A 16,673-nucleotide genomic window follows, 5' to 3' on the forward strand; every position below is an offset into this window, starting at 1 on the left:
GCGAACCCGCGTGAGACAGGAGCAGGGACATGAAGCACCGCATCATCGTTCTCGGAGCCGGATACACCGGAGCCGTCGCCGCCGGCCGCCTCGCCCGGCGGCTGCACCGCGAGGACGTCACCATCACCCTCGTCAACACCGAGCCCGACTTCATCGAAAGAGTCCGGCTTCACCAGCTGGCGGCAGGCCAGGACCTCCGGCCCCGGCCCTTCAGCGAGATGTTCGCGGGCACCGGCGTAGAACTGAAGCTCGCGAAGGTCACCGCCGTCGACGTCGACCGCAGAGCCGTCACCGTCACCGACGCGAACGGTGCGCGGGAGCTGGCGTACGACAGCCTCGTGTACGCCCTCGGCAGCGGTTGGAACACCCAGGGCGTTCCCGGCACCGCCGAGCACGCCCACGACATCACCGGCCGCCCCGGAGCCATGCGGCTGCGCGAGCGCCTCGCCGGCCTGGGCGCCGGAGCGCCCGTGGTCGTCGTGGGCGGCGGCCTCACCGGGCTGGAGGCCGCGACCGAGATCGCCGAGGCCCGCCCCGACCTCGACGTCGCCCTCGCCGCCCGCGGTGCGCTCGGCGACTGGCTCTCGCCCAAGGGCCGCGGCCACGTGCGGAGGGTCTGCGCCAGGCTCGGCATCACCGTGCACGAGAACACCGCCGTCACCGGCGTGGAGGCCGACCACGTCACCACCGCCGACGGCAGGCCCGTCCCGGCCGCGGTCACCGTGTGGACCACCGGCTTCGCGGTCCACCCGATCGCGAAGGCCACCACCCTGGAGGTCGACGGCACCGGCCGGATCGTGGTGGACGGGACCATGCGCTCGGTCTCGCACCCCGACGTGTACGCCATCGGCGACGCGGCCCTGGCCATGGGCCCCGGCGACAAGCCGCTACGCATGTCCTGCGCCTCGGGCACACCCACCGCATGGCAGGCCGCCGACTCCATCGCGGCACGCCTGACCGGCGGGAAGCTCCCCGACATGCCGCTCCGCTACTTCAACCAGTGCATCTCACTCGGCCGCAGGGACGGCCTGATCCAGTACGTCACCGCCGACGACCGCTCCGTCCGGGCAGCGCTGATCGGCCGGTTCGCCGCCCTCTACAAGGAACTGGTCTGCAAGGGCGCGGCCTGGGGCGTCGCCAACCCGCTGCTGGGAATGCCGACCAGAGGCCGCCGCCTCGCACAGGCCGCGGCCTCCCCTGCCGTCCACGAATCGGTCTGACCTCCGGACCGGTCCACTGCCGCGTCGGGGCCTGGCCCAGGCCCCGACGCGCAGGCATTCCCCAACTCGTCCGCGCCCCGGGGCCCGTCGGGCACAACCGGTCCAGAAACACGACAGAGGCCCTCAGGATTTCTCCTGAGGGCCTCTGTCCTGCTGTGCACTCGGCAGGATTCGAACCTGCAACCTTCTGATCCGTAGTCAGATGCTCTATCCGTTAAGCTACGAGTGCTTGTCCTCGGCCTGGGCCTCGGTCCCGCTCCCCGGTTTTTTTTCTCCCCGGTCGGCGTTGCGAGAACAACATTACATGACCTGCGCCGTGACGCGAAATCCATTAGCCAAACCCGTTCTGACCTGCGGAAACGTTCTTTTGGCGGCAAGTTTCCACACCCGGGAACGACCGAAGCCCCGTGCCTGGGGCACGGGGCTTCGGGTTCTGCGGAGGCGGAGGGATTTGAACCCTCGATGGGCTTTAAAACCCAAACCGCATTAGCAGTGCGGCGCCATAGACCGGACTAGGCGACGCCTCCAGCACACCCCACGCGAGCGTGGGTGGTGCGTGCAGATGATGACACAGACGAGCGCGCTGTCACCAATCGCCGCCCACGGTACTAGGCAGGCGGGCGGCGAGGCAAAGCGCCCTGCGGCGGGTGTCCGACCGGTCCGCCGGGTGCGTGGCAGGCGGAGGCCCGTCCCGTCCGGTCAGGGTTCACCGGCGTGTCCCGTCGGGGTCACCCCGCACCCGGCGGACCCGGCCGGGTGTCCAGGTGTGCCTCTTCCGGTCGGCCCCCCATGAGTTGCGCAACGTGCGGGCGTAAGGAGCGTTAGTAACTACGAGGGCTCCGCCCTCCGTCCGTCACCCCCACGTGCCCGGCGCGCGCCACCACCCGGCGGCCCCGTCGAGCAGGCCGGCGCGCTCCTGGGCGCGCCAGAACATCAGGAGCCCCGAATGCTGCGCCGTATCGCCCTCACCGCTGTCGCGTCCCTGGCCGCGCTGTCCGCCGCCGTGCCCGCCGCCACCGCCTCCCCTCTTGTCCCGCTGCCTCCTCTCCCCTTGCTCCAGGGGGACTGGCCGACGGAGCAGGACACGGAGACCCGGCTCACCGTGACGGTCTCGGAGTCCGGCAATCCGTCGGCCGACGGCGTCTTCGAGCTGGAGTGCGGCCCGGCGGGCGGCAGCCACCCCGCCGCCCAGCGCGCCTGCGATCTGCTGGACGAGGCCGCGGATGCGGGGGACAACCCGTTCGTGGCGACGGACCGCAACGCCATGTGCACCCAGCAGGCCGGCGGGCCCGCCGCCGCCCGGGTGCAGGGCACGTGGCAGGGCGAGAGCGTCGACGCGCGCTTCAGCCGGGCCAACGGCTGCGAGATCGCGCGCTGGAACAACCTCGTGCCGGTGCTGCCCTCCGCCCGGTAGCCGGTTCGGCGGGGCGTGCGCCGGGACTTCGGCCGGGGCGGACGGCGCGCGCCGGGGCGCGCGCAGACCACCCCTGAGGGCCTCCGGCGCGCGTTCCAGGGGAGGTTCAGGTTGTCTCCCGTACGCCCCTCCGGACGCATCGGAGCACGTCAGAAGGGGCGCTCGCGGTCACCACACAGGCCACCGGCATACACCGTGTGCACAGAACCTTGGTGAGAGCTCCCCCTCATCCGCCGCCCGTCGTGCGCTCCTGCCTTTAGACTCCTCCAGTGACAGCCTGAGGCCCGAGGGGCAGGATGGGGCCCGCTGTCGGCAAGGTGCGGTATTCAGGGAGGAAGCGTCTCGTGAGCAGCAGGCCATCCCGAGGCGCTGCTCGCCTCGCAGCCATACTCGATGCCCTCCCGGACGGGCTCCTGCTCGTCAACTGCAACGGCACGGTCGTCAACGCCAACACCATCGCCCTCGAGATGTTCGAGACCCCGGGCACCGCGCTCGTGGGGCGCGGACTGCTCGATCTGCTTCCGGAGTTCGACTCCAGGCTGATCCCGGGGTCGATGCGGAGGCCGGAGTCCGCGGACGAGCAGGGCAGGACCAAGCCCACGCGTATGACCGCGCGCCGGACCGACGGCACCGAGTACCCCGTCGAGGTCACCAGCGCCTCCCTGGACAGCGGCCAGGCCGGCTACAACGACATCCACTCCAGCTACACCGGTGACGAGCTGCTCATGCTCGTCGTCCGGGATCTCTCCGGGACCGTCGACACCGAGGCTGAGCTGGCCCGTTCGCAGCGCCAGACGGAAATGATCCTGCGGGCCGCCTCCGAAGGCGTCGTCGGTACGGACACGGACGGCCGGGTCGTCCTTGTCAACCCCGCCGCCGCCCAGATCCTCGGCTTCCGGGCCAGTGACCTCGGCGGCCAGGAACTCCACCCGCTGATCCTCCACTCGCGCGCGGAGGGCGGCCCGTTCCCGTACGAGGAGTCGCCGCTCGCCGACACCCTCAGGTCCGGCCGCAAGCACCGGGTGCGCGGCCAGGTCCTCTGGTCCAAGAGCGGTGCCCAGGTACCGGTGGACCTGACGACCGCCCCGGTGCGGGACGGGGACCAGCTGGTCGGCGCCGTCATGACGTTCACCGACCGCAGGCCCTACGAGGAGCAGACCCAGCAGCACACCGACGAGGTCTCCGGTCTGACCGAACGGCACACGGCCGAGGTCACCGGTCTGACCGAACGGCACGAGGCCGAGATCGCCGAACTCACCGAGAAGCACCGCGCCCAGGTCGAGGCGCTCACCGAGCAGCACGCCGCCGAGATCGCCGACCGGACCGAGCGGTACGCCGCCGAGCTGGAGGAGCAGGCGGAGCGGCTCGCGGGCCTCGGCGACCGGCACACCCAGCTGACGGCCGTGCTGGGCGAGTCCCTGCGCGGGCCGCTGGAGGAGTTGCGGGGCGAACTCTCGGCCCTCGCCGCGGACCCGGCCGGCCAGCTCTGGCCCGAGGCCAACCAGATCCTGCACCACCTCGCCGCCGGCTATGCGCGCATGACGACGCTCGTCGACAACGTGTTGAGCTACCAACGGCTGGACACCGGCAGCGAGGAGCTCGTCAAGCAGCCGGTGCTGCTCGACGCCGTGGTGACCGCGGGCATCGACGGAGCGGTCGAGCTGATCGGCCCCGGACGCGCCCAGTTCGCGGTCCACGCGCCAGCGATCGAGGCCGAGGTCGACGCGGGCCGGCTGATCACGGCCCTCGCTCACCTCGTCGCCGACGTGGCCGGTGTCGACTCGACCGGCAAGGCCCGGCAGGTGCCGGGCGGCGGCTATGTCGACTCCACGGTCGTGGTGGCCGCGGCACAGCGCGGTGAGGTCGTGCGCATCGAGGTGCGCGGGCCGTTCGCCGGGGGCGACCCGGTGCACGTGCCGATCGTGCGCGGGATCGTCCGCGCGCACGGCGGTGTGCTCCAGACCCACGAGATGCCGGGGATGAGCGGCAGCGCATACGTCCTGGAGGTGCCGCTCGGAACCGGTGCCGGGACCATCGCGCCCGAGCCGCTCCCGGCGCCCGAGGAGACCGCAGTACCCGAGCCCGCCCCCCAGCCCCCCACGCAGGGCGGCCGGCGTCGTGCGCGCAGGGCGTCGACGGACGCGTTCCTGGACGGCCCCGTCGACGAAGGAGCGGCGGCTCCGGAGTCCGGTGACACGGCGGCCGCGGAGCCGACCGGCCGGCGGAGGGCTCGCCGTGGATCCGCGGACCCGCAGGAGCAGCAGGAACAGGACCTGACCGCGCATCGGCCGAGCGAGGGTTCCGGTCGCAGGCGCGGCCGGCCCAGCCCTGCCGAGACGGGTGCGGAGTCCCCCGCCGAGCAGCCCCGGCAGGCGCTGGCTCTCCCCGCCGCTTCCTCCTCCCCTTCCGAGGGGTCCGTGGTCACGGCGGCCGAAGGCGCGCAGGGCGGTGGCGGCCGGCCGCAGCTCGGGCCGACGGTGCCGCCCCAGGGCGTGCCGCAGAGCCCCTCCGGCCGGTCCGGACGCCAGGGCGGCGCCCAGCCCGCGCTGCCCGCCCTCGCCTCGCGCGAGGCCCCGGGGCAGGAGCAGCCTCGGCCGGGTCAGCCTCAGCCGGAGCCGCAGGGACAGCAGCCCGGGGGGCGCCGGGCCCGCCGGGCTCTCGCCGCCGCGCAGGAACGCGCCGCTGCCGCGGAGCCCTCGGGACCTCGTACCGCGTTCGCGCTGCCGCCCGCGGCGGCGGACCGGATTCCGCCGCCGGCTCCTGGCTCTCCCGTCGTGGCACCGCCGTCCGTCGTCGCCCCCGCCTCGCCCGTCCCGCAGCCGGTACCCGCACCGTCGGCACCCCTGCCGACCCCCTCGGACGCCCAGCAGGTCCCGGCCGCCGACAGCCCGATGCCCGAGCGCCATGACGCCGTGCGGACCGCACCGGACGCGGACCACACCCCGCCCCAGCCGCACCCCTCGCCGTCCGGCCGCCGGAGGGCGCGGCCCGTGGAGGCGCCGGAGCAGCAGTCCCGGCCGGGTCATCCCGTTCCCGGGCAGCCGCTGCCCGCCGTCCCCCCGCAGCCCGACTGGTCGCAGGACGTCGCGCCGGGACCGGCCGCACCGGCTCACGTGAACGCCGTGGACCCGGCCGGTGACGGGTCCCGGGCGGTTGCCGGCAGCACCGCGCACACCACGGGCAGCATCGCCGCTCCCGCGGGCCCCGTGCCCGCGCCGGAACCCTCGTCCGCCCCTGAGCCGCATCCGGCCGACAGCGACGCACCCGCACCCGTTCAGGACGCGCGACGCCAGCCGCTGCCTGCCGAGGAACCGATGCCCGCGTCCGCGGATTCGACCCAGGGCCGTGCGTTCAGCGTCCGGACGCTGGGGCAGGGCGTGCCCTTCGCCCAGCACCTCGCGCATCAGCAGAACCAGACGCTCGGCGGTGCCGGACGGCGCCGTAAGCTCGCCGCTCCGCCCGAGGCCGAACCGCAGGCCCCGCCCGCCATGGCCCCCGTACCACCGCAGCCCGCGCCGGCGCCTGTGCCGCCGCAGCCCGTCGTCGCGCAGGGAGGCACCGTGCAGGGTGCCGGCACCGGACGCCTCATGTCCGCGCCCGCCTCCGAGGGGCGCTCGTACGCGATAGGGGCCCCCGACGAGGGTGCCGAGGGACCGGAGCCGCTCGACGGCCCCGGTGGCGCCGTCGAGGTGGCGAACCGCCCGCAGCCGCAGCCCGTCGACGACGAACTGCCCCCGGAGCCGCTGGACAACCCGCGCCGGCTGCTCGTCTGGCCCGCCCCGGACGTCTCCACGCAGCAGGCACTCAGCGACCGCGGCTACCGCCCGGTGATCGTGCACTCCCGGGAGGAGGTCGACGCCCAGATCGCGGCGTTCCCGGCTGCCCTGTTCGTCGACCCGCTGACCGGTCCGATCACCCGTACCGCACTGCAGTCGCTGCGTCAGGCGGCCGTGGCGGCGGAGGTCCCGGTGCTGGTGACTGCCGGTCTGGGGCAGGCGACCAGGGAAGCGGCGTACGGCGCCGACCCGGCCGTGCTGCTCAAGGCGCTCGCCCCGCGCGACAGCGACCAGCACCCGCCGAGGGTTTTGGTCATCGAGGAGCACGAGGAGATCGCGCTGGCGCTCACGGAGACGCTGGAGCGCCGCGGCATGCAGGTCGCCCGGGCGTCGGGCGACAGCGAGGCGGTCGATCTCGCCACCCGGATGCGGCCGAACCTGGTGGTGATGGACCTGATGCAGGTACGCCGCCGGCGTGCCGGGATCATCGACTGGCTCCGCGCGAACGGCGCCCTGAACCACACGCCGCTGGTCGTCTACACCTCCGCCGGCATGGAGGAGGGGGACCTGCCGAGGCTCGCCTCCGGTGAGACGGTGCTCTTCCTCGCCGAGCGCTCCACGAGCGACGAGGTACAGGCACGGATCGTGGACCTGCTGGCGAAGATAGGGACGAACTGACGCCGGGCGTCCTCGGACGCACACGGCAGGGACGGCACGGGTCACGGCTGCCGACCGGCCCGCAGCAGCTCCTGCGGCGCGGCGCACACGGCCTCCTGCGGCACGGCGCGCACGACGAGGGCGGTACGGGAAGATCCGTACCGCCCTCGTCGTGCGTCGTGGCGCCGGGCCGCCGGCTCAGAGCTGGGTGATGTCCAGCTCTCCGTCGGCGTACTGCCTGCGGATCACCTTCTTGTCGAACTTGCCGACGCTCGTCTTCGGCACCGCCGGGATGACCGTCCAGCGCTCGGGCAGCTGCCACTTGGCGACGGACTGGGCGAGGAAGGTCCTGAGCGCCGCGTAGTCGGCGGTGGCGCCCTCCTTGAGGACGACCGTCGCGAGGGGGCGCTCGCCCCACTTCTCGTCGGGCACCGCGACGACCGCGGCCTCGGCCACGTCCGGGTGGGCCATGAGCGCGTTCTCCAGGTCGACGCTGGAGATCCACTCGCCACCGGACTTGATGACGTCCTTGGCCCGGTCGGTGAGTGTGAGGTACCCGTCCGTGCTGATCACGCCGACGTCGCCGGTCTTGAGCCAGCCGTCCTCGCTGAACTTGTCCTCGGGCCGCAGGTCCTCGCCGTCCGCACCGCCGTAGTACGCGCCGGCGATCCAGGCGCCCCGCACCTCCAGCTCGCCCGCGGACTCGCCGTCCCACGGCAGGTGTTCGCCCCCGGGGCCGACCAGACGCGCCTCCACACCGGCCGGGAACCGGCCCTGGGTGATGCGGTAGGGCCACTCCTGCTCGTCGGTGAGTCCTGCGGGCGGGTTGGACATGGTGCCGAGCGGCGACGTCTCCGTCATGCCCCAGGCGTGGCAGAGGCGCACGCCGAGCTTGTCGTACGCCTCCATCAGGGAAGGCGGACAGGCGGCGCCGCCGATGGTGACGCTGGCCATGGAGGAGAGATCACGCGGCTTGGCGGTGACCTCGGCGAGCAGTCCCTGCCAGATGGTGGGGACGGCCGCGGCGTGCGTCGGCCGCTCCCGCTCGATCATCTCGGCGAGCGGGGCCGGCTGCAGGAAACGGTCGGGCATCAGCATGTTGACGCCGGTCATGAACGTGGCGTGCGGCAGCCCCCACGCGTTCACATGGAACTGGGGCACGACGACCAGCGTCGTGTCCTTGTCCGTCAGCCCCATCGACTCGGCCATGTTGACCTGCATGGAGTGCAGGTAGATGGAACGGTGGGAGTAGACCACACCCTTGGGGTCGCCCGTGGTCCCGGAGGTGTAGCACATGGCCGCCGCCCGGCGTTCGTCCAGCTCGGGCCAGGCGTAGGAGGTTGGGCGGCCGGCGATCAGCTCCTCGTACTCGTGCACCGTGGGCGCGAGGCCGTCGAGTACGGAGCGGTCGCCGGGACCGGACACGACCACGTGTTCGACGGAGGGCAGGTGGGGGAGCAGCGGTGCGAGCAGCGGCAGCAGCGAACCGTTGGCAAGGACGACCTTGTCGTCGGCGTGGTTGACGATCCAGACCAGCTGCTCGGCGGGAAGCCGCAGGTTGAGGGTGTGCAGCACGGCGCCCATCGAGGGGATCGCCAGATACGCCTCGACGTGCTCGGCGTTGTTCCACATGAGGGTCGCGACTCGCTGGTCGCCGTCGACGCCCAGCTCGTCCCGCAGGGCGTGCGCGAGTTGTGAGGCGCGGGCGCCGATGTCGGCGAAACTGCGCCGGTGCGGCTCCGGCTCGCCGGTCCAGGTCGTCACCTGCGACTTCCCGTGGATGGTCATCCCATGGGTCAGGATGCGGGTCACAGTCAGCGGTACGTCCTGCATGGTGCTCAGCACGGCGTCCTCCCGGTGGGCGCTACGCGGCGGTAAGAGTGCGCTGATTCTGCTCACATACCAAGCGGTATGTCACTACTTCCGGGAGTACGAATCGATGTCGTCCGGTGCCGACCGACAGAAAGGGGCCCGAAACGGGCCGCGTGGAAGACGTCGCGTCCGGATGCGGGAAGGGTCACGAACGGCCCCGCTCACCGGACCGGGCTGAGCTCCGGATCGTCGCGGAGCTTGCCGAGTGCCCGGGACACGGCGCTCTTGACCGTACCGACGGACACGCCCAGCACCTCGGCCGTCTGCGCCTCGCTGAGGTCCTCGTAGTACCTCAGGACGACCATGGCCCGCTGCCGGTCCGGGAGCTTGAGCACGGCGCGCCACATCGCGTCGTGCAGGGACTGCTGCTCGGCCGGGTCGGGGGCGGGCGCGGCTTCCTTCTCGGGCAGTTCCTCGCAGGCGAACTCGTCGACCTTGCGCTTGCGCCACTGCGAGGTCCGGGTGTTCACCAGAGCGCGTCTGACGTACCCGTCCAGCGCCCGGTGGTCCTCGATCCGCTCCCAGGCGACGTACGTCTTGGTCAGGGCGGTCTGCAGCAGGTCCTCGGCGTCGCTCGGGTTCGCGGTGAGGGAACGCGCGGTGCGCAGCAGCACGGGGCCTCTGGCGCTCACGTACGACGAGAACGACGGGTAGCGGCGGTGTCCGGCGGAGGCAGCGGCCGCCCTGGAGGCGCCGGTGCAGACTGGCGTGGTCATATCTCCACGCTAGGAGCGGGCGCGGACGAGGGGATCGGTCCCAGGTCCCGAAGCCACGTCCGCCTCAGGTTGTAGGGGTCGGGCGGGCCCCACCTCCTGAAGGTGGAGGGGCGGTCCACCCTCCTCAGGGTCCTCACCCCGGGGCCGGCGCTCCCTCCGCCCGTGCGGGCAGCCCGTGCGGCAGCGGCGGCTACGCCGCCGCACGGGCCCCCGATCAGTTCACCCAGAGCGGCGTGAAGATCACATACACGTTGTAGGTGGACTGATCGATGTAGGCGAAGGGCGACTGGTTCACCTGGACGGTGTTGCTGTGGTTGGAAGCACCGGCGCCGACGGCCTGCTGCTGCGATGTGGATGAATTGCCGGAGTTGTCCCCGCCGACGCCGCCGGACCCGATGGTCGCCACCCCCGCGTTCGATCCGTCGCTCGCGAACGCGCCGTTGTCGGCTGCGGCGACACCCCCGAACAGGGCGGCCGCCAGAGGCAGAGCGGCGACGGCGGCGAGAGCGCGAGCGCGAGCGGTACGGATGCTTGCCATGTCAATTCCTCCAGGTACCGAAAATGCGGCTTGATACAGCTGATTCCGAAGCAGTTGGCCGACCACCCCGGTACTGGTCACGACGTCGCGGGTGCAGAACTGCCCACCGCGTCCGACGCGAACCGCCCGCGCCACATGATTCCCCCGCACGCATGAGGGCCGGCCGGTAAACCTCCCGCGAGAGTGACTGTTCCGCCGCGGTCGGACCCACCCCTCTTCCCTTCTTCGAACGTGTGTACGAAAATGATCCCATGGCCACCACCGACCGGCAGGCTGCCACCCTGGCCCTGGCCCATGCGCTCTCCGCCGCCGAGCGCGGGCTCCCCGTCTTCCCGCTGTCCGCCACCAAGCTCCCCGCACTGCGCTCACCACACCGGGACGAGCACCCTCCTGTCCTCTGCCGGGGCGCCTGCGGACTCCCCGGCCACGGGGTCCACGACGCCACCACCGACCCGGCCGCCGTCCGCGCGCTCTTCGCCGCGGCACCCAGGGCCACCGGGTACGGCATCGCCTGTGGACGGCAGCCGCACCGCCTGATCGGCATCGACCTCGACATCGACACCACGCACGGCAACGACTCCGTGGCCGCACTGCGACAGCTGGCCCTCCAGCACCTGTTCACCATCCCGCCCACCGTCACCGTGCTCACTCCCAGCGGCGGGCGGCACCTCTGGCTGACGGGCCCGCCGGGGGCCTCAGTGCCCAACTCCGCGGGCCGGCTCGCCCCCGGTATCGACGTACGCGGGGCGGGCGGCTACCTCGTCGGCCCCGGCTCGGTCACCACCCACGGCCGGTACCGGCTCGCCCCGGGCACGGCACACCTCGCGCCGGCCCCCTGCCCCCGGGGCCTCCTGCGCCTGCTCACAACGGCGCCGCGCCCCCGCCGCTCCACCGCCGGCCCGGCACCCTCCGGACGGCAGGCCCGGCAGGGGCAGGGCCTGGTCCAGTTCGTACGCGCCGCGCACGAGGGCCAGCGCAACACCCGCCTGTTCTGGGCGGCCTGCCGCGCGTACGAACACGGCTTCGGCGACGACCTCGCCGACGCCCTCACCGAGGCGGCGGTCGCCACCGGGCTCACCGAACCGGAGGCCCGCGCCACGATCGCCTCGGCCGCACGCCTGACCACCCGGCGCCCGAATCCCTGAAGTGGGCGCTCCTCGTTGCCGGTTCCTGGCAACGAGGAGCACGCCGGCCATGCACGGATCCCCCCTGTCCTCGCCCTCACCCGTCGCCGCACAATGCGCCGGTGACGCCAACCGGAGCCGCCCCGTCCCGCCGTCCCAGGAAGAACCGTCCGGCAACGCGTGGCGCCGCGGTGTTCGGCGCCGTGTGCCTGCTGGTGGCCGCGTGGCTGCTGCTGGTCGGCACGCCCGGCGCGCTGGCCGACGAAAGGGACTTCAGGGCAGCGGTCGCCTGCCCGCCCGGCGCCCAGGGCACCCGGGGCGCGGACTGTCTGCGCACCGCCGCGGCGCACATCGACCGGGCCGACGAGGTGCAGGGCCGCAAGACACCGACGTACTGGCTGTACCTCACCGAGTCGGACGGGACCTCCAGCCGCACCCGTCTCCACGGCAGCCCCCGGGAAGCCCCACTCGCAGAGCCGGGAACGAAGGTCGAGGTGACGTACTGGCGGAGTCAGATCCGGTACGTCGACTTCTCCTCGACCCGTCTGTCCACCAACGCGGATCCGAGAGGCGACTACCGGCTCCTCTGCTCGCTGGGCCTCGGCCTCGCGTTCTACGGGACGGCTTTCCTCTGGGGCTGGTACTGGATGTCCCGCCGCTCGCCGCCCACGCTCAGGGCGTACCCCTGGCAGGCGGCCGTGACGACCACGGGCGCGCTCCTTCTCACCCTGCTCGGGGCCGTCGCGCCCTGGTTCACCGGCAGCATCCAGGCGGCGTTCCGGCTCGTCGCGTCGGGAACCGTCGTGGTGCTGATCGCCTGTCTGACCGCAGCCGTCGTGCTGAAGCGGCGTCAGCACGGCGACGACACGATCGGCCTGACGCCCGCCGTACCCATCGAGGAGGAGGTCATAGGCGGCCGCGTCCTGGGCAGCACGCCGTACGCGGACAGCGGAGGTGGCTTCCTCGTGGTCGGCCCCGGCTACCTGGCCTCCACACCCGACCCCACCGGCTCCGCCTACCGCAGGGAAGTACCCGACACCCTGACCCCGGTACGCGTCCGTCCGCCCTACACGACGGACCCCGCCGACCGCCCCGACTACGGGGGCCGCGCCCTGGTCCTGGAGTGCGAGGACAACGGCGAGGAGGTGCTCGTCGTCACCCGCAACAAGCACATGCCCACGATCCTGGGCGCACTCCGGCACCCCCGCACCGACGGCCCGGCCCTGCCCTGAGCCCGGCCGCGGGAAATCCGGAAGGCGCCGCAGTCCCCCGCGTCGGTACGTTGTTGTCATGGCCACCCAGATCTTCACCCTGGTCGGCGTCCTCATAGGCGCCCTGACGTCCTACTTCGCGACGGTAGTCGCCGAACGGGCCAAATTCCGGAGGGAGATGGCCACGCGATGGGACGAGCGCAAGCTCGACACGTACATCCAGTACGTGACGTGCATCAAGGAGATCCAGAGGGCTGCCCTGGAAGCCGGACGGGCCCACGATGCCGGAACTGACGCGTCCGACGCGTTGCAGGAGATGGAGGAGAGCGAGAACAGAAGATCGATCCTCTTCGAGACCTTCGTCCTGCTGAGCAACGAGAGGGCCGCCACCGCCGCTCACACCGTCAACCAGCAGACCTGGAAGCTGCTGAGGACGGCCCGCGTCCCCTCGAACGGAATGGCCGAGATCCGCCCGATTCCTCTGGTGGAGGCGCTCAACGTACTTCACGAGGCAGCGCGGTCGGATCTGACGATATCGAAAGCGGTCGTCGTCCGGTGAGCTCTGCGTGCACCACGACGCGTAGTGCATAGCAGTCACACGTACCGGAACGGCCCCCGACCGATTCGCCTGGTCAGGGGCCGTCTCTCTGCGGTGGGTGTGGGATTTGAACCCACGGTGACATCGCTGCCACGACGGTTTTCAAGACCTTTTGGCTGTCTGGCGTCCTCTGCTCTCCGTCCCAGGTCAGAGGCTTGTGGACTCCGAGGTCCGGCCGTCTCCCTCGGCGTCGTGCCCGCTACGTGCCCCAGCGTTCGACCGGCTGTCTCGTCGCACTCGGCGCACCTCTCTGAGAGTCAATGCCCCAGTTACGGCTCCCCCCAGGATGGGAAGCACTGGCGTCAGTACGTTGATGCCCCAGGAAACGAAGCTGCGATCCACCGGCGTGTAACTACCCCACGGTGTCCGGACAGCTTTGACGACCTCTCCTTCGCGACCGTCGTACCTGATCTTGAGCGTGTGCGCCTCGTTACCCACCTCCGGTCCGCTGCACACGGAGTAACTGCCGCCACGTCCTCCGCCCTTGCTGTGGCACTCCACGATGCGGACCTGGACCGCGTCCCCCACCAGATCCAACCGCGCGAGCCCGCTCATCAGAGCCCAGGCTGTGGCTGCCGCGGCCATCAGTGTGAGCGTGCAGTAGCCAGCAATGGCGCGTTTACTCCCCCTGGTCATGGCCCCAGCATCCCTTGCGTGCAACCAAGTCGGTAGTCGCAGTCGGCCGCCCACAAGACGAATGCCCCCAAACCGATTTCGGTTTGAGGGCCATCCAGGCGCAGGAGGTTGACGCCAGATCATGTACGAGCAGGCACCGCAGTGGAGCCGTCGTCATCGTCTTCGTGGCCACTGAGCCAGGAGTCCGCCGCTTCGGCGACTTGTTCGTCACGGCCGATGACGGGCCGGGCATAGTGCCGAGTCGTAACGCTTGCGTTCGAGTGGCCGAGCCGGTGCGCGGCGGTCATCACGCCGTACCGATCGGCGACCCACGTCCCGTGCGAGGCGCGGAGATCGTGCGGCGTGACGTCAGTGAGCCCGGCAGCCGCCACGGCGGGATCGAAGTACGCCTTGCGCCACTGGTTGTAACGCAGAGGCTTGCCGCCAGGCGTGACAAACAGGAGAGTGTCCTCCCCATTGGGCAGCGTCTCCAGGTGCCGGCCGATCCGCGCCGCGAGCGACGGCCCGATCCGCAGGACCCTCTTCTGATGGGACTTCGGGGTGTCGAAGACGAGGGTGCCGTTCGCTTCCGCCAGGTTCTCATCGACGAGGACCAGGCCGCCCGACACATCGATGTCCGCTCGCCGCAGCGCGAACGCCTCCCCGACCCGCAGACCCGTGTAGGCGAGCAAGGAGATCAGCAGGTCATGCGGCTTCGTCGCGCTCCTCACAATCCGTGAGGCTTCCAGCGGGGTGAGGATGTGCGGCTCGGTCTGAGGCATGCGAGGCAGCTTCACGCCCCTGCACGGCGTCTGTCCGATCATCTCGTTGTCGACGGCCGCCCGCATGATCTGCGAGAGCACCCGGTAGGCCTGCCTGATCCGCGAGGCGCTGAGACCACGGGTCTTCATCGCACCGACCCATTCGACGATGGTGATCGGCCGGAGGCTGGAAAGCTCACGGTCACCGAGCGCCGGAACAATCAGCGAGTTGATCAAGGATCGGTACGACGCCTGTGTCTTGTGCTTGAGCTGCGGGGAGACCGCGGTGAGCCATCGTGCCGACCAATCGTGGACGGTGGTCCGTCCCTCGGCGGGGTCGAGCCAGCGGCCCTCCTCCATCTCGATTCGCTTCCGTGCCAGCCAGCGATCGGCGTCCGTCGTTGTCGCGAACGTCTGATCAGCGGCACGCAGCACACCGTCAGGCCCCGGATACCGAGCCTGGAACCGGCCGGACGGCAACTTCCGGATCCGGCCGAAGGCGCGTCGGGACTTACGCTTGGCGGCCATCAGGCGGCCCTCCGGTACGAGTACGCCGAGGCGGGCCGCAGGACGATCGGCGCCACCGTATGGGCACTGACGTACTCCTCCACGGCGCTCTCGGGGATGCGGACGTGTCGGCCGACCTTGACGAACGTGATGCGGCGTTCCTCGATGAGCCGGCGAGGAAAGCGGAGACCGGTGCCGAGGCGTTCGGCGACCTGATTCACGGTGAGCAGTCGGTCCGCCACGGTCACCACTCCCCCTCGTTGGAATTGCGCTCCTTCAGTACGTCGCGGGCGGTCTCGCGGTTGGTCTGGAGGTCACGGGCGATGGTGGCGGCGAGAGCTCCTTCGCCGGGGGTGTGCCCGTGGCCGACGTACTGCCAGTCCGTCAGGACGAGGACGGTGTCCGGTTCACGGTCGGCCAGGCCAAGGACGGTCGCTTCCTGTGAAGCGCGGTAGTCGGCGCGTTCCTGGCGGAGGGCGCCGAGGGTGGTCGAGTAGGTGCGGGACTTGGACGAGAAGTGGCCGCGAAAGCCGAGCATGTGCGCCCAGGCCCAGAGGCGCCGATCTGGATAGAGGCTGTCGAGCTCACGGCATGCGGTGATGAGCCGACGGGTGTGATCGGGAACGCGGTGGCGGTCGAGTTCGGCGAGCTCACCGATGCGGCGGTCCAGGGTGCCGGTGTTCTCGGCGGCTTTGGTGGCGTACTTGGCCACGTACGAGGCGACGGCCTGTTCGGTGACATCTGAACCGTCGCCGAAGGCCTTGACCGGGCGGACGTCGAGCTGTCGGCCCCATCGAAAGGTCCGGGCCGGCTGTTCACCGGCAGCCGGGACGGAGACCGACGTGTACGAGTGCGCGGCTGCGGCGCGTATCGCGTCGGTGAGGAGGTCGACCGTGGCCCAGGGGGGCGGCGGAGTACAAGGTCCGTCCGGGCCGTCGAGACGTACGACGGCATGGAAGTGGAGGGCTCCGCGCTTCTGGAATTCAGCGACCTTGCCGAAGGAGACGCGGAGATGGTCGCCCAGCTCACGGCGTGGGATGCCCGCGTGGATGGCGAGTTCGCGGCGAAGTCGGGTGGTGAAGCGCTGCCAGAGCTCCCCGGCGTGGTTGTTGAAGAGCACGGCGCCCGCGTAGTCGTAGGTCTCCGGGTCAAGGGCGGAGCCCAGGTCCCCGGAGTCCGAGGCGTGCGCCGTGCCGCAACGGCAGGTGCCCCGGTCGGGGCGGTTGTGGACAGGGCCGAACGAGGGTGCGGTGAGGGTGGTGAAGACGCGCGGGTGGTCGCGGACGGCGGCGGTGATGTCGCGGCGGTCGTCTCCGGCGAGGCCGGCGCGGATCAGGTGGTAGGTGTCGCCCGCGTAGGTCCAGGCGCAAGAGGGGCAGCGAGAGGCGCGGCGGTTGCCGCAAGCGATGCGGAGGCGCCCGCCCGGCTCGTACGCGGTCGAGTAGCGGTGCAGGGTCGCGCCGGTGGCCTTGTCCTTGTGGGTTACCCAGCCGCTCAGATGGACAGGGTCGGCACAGCCGCCGGTGCGGCGGATCTGGTCCTCCCAGCGGGTGTAGTCGGAGGCCGAGGCCACCCGGAGAACGTCCCCGAGGACGGTCGGGTCGAGCTGTGGGGCGGGCATGGACCGCTTCTGTTTCGAGGGTGAGGGCCGGTGGGCCATGCTG

12 protein-coding genes and 2 tRNA genes are annotated in these 16,673 nt (G+C 71.4%); 6 read left to right on the forward strand and 8 right to left on the reverse strand.

What is annotated here, in order from left to right; translation table 11 throughout:
• Positions 1 to 29: 29 nt before the first annotated feature.
• Positions 30 to 1,220, forward strand: coding sequence for an NAD(P)/FAD-dependent oxidoreductase (locus P8A20_RS17555; RefSeq protein ID WP_306103831.1), 1,191 nt, complete (start codon positions 30 to 32; stop codon positions 1,218 to 1,220).
• Positions 1,221 to 1,376: 156 nt separating this feature from the next.
• Here P8A20_RS17555 and P8A20_RS17560 read toward each other — a convergent pair.
• Positions 1,377 to 1,449, reverse strand: a tRNA-Arg gene (locus P8A20_RS17560).
• A gap of 207 nt (positions 1,450 to 1,656) precedes the next feature.
• A tRNA-Ser gene (locus P8A20_RS17565) sits at positions 1,657 to 1,747 on the reverse strand.
• Between the two features lie 419 nt (positions 1,748 to 2,166).
• Between P8A20_RS17565 and P8A20_RS17570 the strand changes: the two genes are divergently transcribed.
• Positions 2,167 to 2,634 carry an SSI family serine proteinase inhibitor gene (locus tag P8A20_RS17570; protein WP_147958506.1) on the forward strand — a complete coding sequence of 156 codons (468 nt, stop codon included), beginning with the start codon at positions 2,167 to 2,169 and terminating at the stop codon, positions 2,632 to 2,634.
• A gap of 344 nt (positions 2,635 to 2,978) precedes the next feature.
• Positions 2,979 to 7,088, forward strand: a complete 4,110-nt coding sequence (locus P8A20_RS17575) for a response regulator (RefSeq protein ID WP_306103832.1) — start codon at positions 2,979 to 2,981, stop codon at positions 7,086 to 7,088.
• A 177-nt stretch (positions 7,089 to 7,265) separates the two neighbouring features.
• On the opposite strand, the gene P8A20_RS17580 is transcribed toward P8A20_RS17575, so the two are convergent.
• From P8A20_RS17580 to P8A20_RS17590, 3 genes are all read right to left on the reverse strand, one after another.
• Positions 7,266 to 8,912 carry a long-chain fatty acid--CoA ligase gene (locus tag P8A20_RS17580; protein WP_147958508.1) on the reverse strand — a complete coding sequence of 549 codons (1,647 nt, stop codon included), beginning with the start codon at positions 8,910 to 8,912 and terminating at the stop codon, positions 7,266 to 7,268.
• A gap of 188 nt (positions 8,913 to 9,100) precedes the next feature.
• Entirely contained in the window at positions 9,101 to 9,655 is a 555-nt protein-coding gene (locus P8A20_RS17585) for a SigE family RNA polymerase sigma factor (protein WP_147958509.1), read from the reverse strand.
• 214 nt (positions 9,656 to 9,869) lie between these two features.
• Entirely contained in the window at positions 9,870 to 10,193 is a 324-nt protein-coding gene (locus P8A20_RS17590; protein ID WP_147958510.1) for a hypothetical protein, read from the reverse strand.
• A gap of 251 nt (positions 10,194 to 10,444) precedes the next feature.
• Between P8A20_RS17590 and P8A20_RS17595 the strand changes: the two genes are divergently transcribed.
• The 3 genes from P8A20_RS17595 to P8A20_RS17605 all read left to right on the forward strand — a co-directional run bounded on the left by P8A20_RS17595 (position 10,445) and on the right by P8A20_RS17605 (position 13,087).
• Positions 10,445 to 11,338 (forward strand): bifunctional DNA primase/polymerase, encoded by an 894-nt coding sequence (locus P8A20_RS17595; RefSeq protein ID WP_306103833.1) that lies wholly within the window; start codon positions 10,445 to 10,447, stop codon positions 11,336 to 11,338.
• A 101-nt stretch (positions 11,339 to 11,439) separates the two neighbouring features.
• Complete coding sequence (locus P8A20_RS17600) at positions 11,440 to 12,549, forward strand: hypothetical protein (RefSeq protein WP_147958511.1); 1,110 nt, start codon at positions 11,440 to 11,442, stop codon at positions 12,547 to 12,549.
• A 58-nt stretch (positions 12,550 to 12,607) separates the two neighbouring features.
• Positions 12,608 to 13,087, forward strand: a complete 480-nt coding sequence (locus tag P8A20_RS17605; protein WP_147958512.1) for a hypothetical protein — start codon at positions 12,608 to 12,610, stop codon at positions 13,085 to 13,087.
• Positions 13,088 to 13,881: 794 nt separating this feature from the next.
• On the opposite strand, the gene P8A20_RS17610 is transcribed toward P8A20_RS17605, so the two are convergent.
• From P8A20_RS17610 to repSA, 3 genes are read right to left on the reverse strand one after another with little or no spacing between them, the layout of a single operon-like run.
• The gene (locus P8A20_RS17610; protein ID WP_306103834.1) at positions 13,882 to 15,030 is read right to left on the reverse strand and encodes a tyrosine-type recombinase/integrase; all 1,149 of its coding nucleotides are present in this window, start codon (positions 15,028 to 15,030) and stop codon (positions 13,882 to 13,884) included.
• A complete protein-coding gene (locus P8A20_RS17615; RefSeq protein ID WP_014155129.1) occupies positions 15,030 to 15,251 on the reverse strand; it encodes a helix-turn-helix domain-containing protein in 222 nt (73 codons plus the stop codon). Before P8A20_RS17615 ends, P8A20_RS17610 begins: the two co-directional genes overlap by 1 nt.
• A 2-nt stretch (positions 15,252 to 15,253) precedes the next feature.
• Positions 15,254 to 16,669 (reverse strand): replication initiator protein RepSA, encoded by a 1,416-nt coding sequence (gene repSA / locus P8A20_RS17620; RefSeq protein ID WP_306103835.1) that lies wholly within the window; start codon positions 16,667 to 16,669, stop codon positions 15,254 to 15,256.
• Between the last annotated feature and the right edge of the window lie 4 nt (positions 16,670 to 16,673).

This window comes from Streptomyces sp. Alt3, assembly GCF_030719215.1.
In the GTDB taxonomy this organism is placed as follows: Bacteria; Actinomycetota; Actinomycetes; order Streptomycetales; family Streptomycetaceae; genus Streptomyces; species Streptomyces glycanivorans.